Here is a 263-nt window from a genome sequence, read left to right on the forward strand (position 1 = left end):
GGTATACACTGGCTGGTTTTCAAGGTAATTACGTAAAAATCCCATCAATTGTGGTGTTGCCTGGCTGATGTAACGCTCAATATCGGCGGGTTCGGACTCAACCTTGACTAAGTTTAACTGTTGAAGATAGACACTCTTGGTATTACTGTCATACCAAGGCACTGCTTCGAACGTAGTTTTAAGCTTAGCGTGAATAGGTAGTAACGGGTTATTCACGGTAATCACAGTCGCTGCTGTGACAGCCATGGTATTTGGCTTAGCGC

Annotated in this window: 1 protein-coding gene; it reads right to left on the reverse strand. The window is 44.5% G+C overall.

Features of this window, described 5'->3' with window-relative positions; genetic code table 11:
- On the reverse strand, positions 1-246 hold a 246-nt coding region (locus AAEY79_RS15310), incomplete at its 3' end, for a DUF1439 domain-containing protein (RefSeq protein ID WP_352289366.1).
- Positions 247-263: the final 17 nt, after the last annotated feature.

Origin of the sequence: Psychrobacter sp. GW64-MNA-CIBAN-0177, assembly GCF_040309585.1 — a bacterium.
Lineage (GTDB): Bacteria > Pseudomonadota > Gammaproteobacteria > Pseudomonadales > Moraxellaceae > Psychrobacter > Psychrobacter okhotskensis.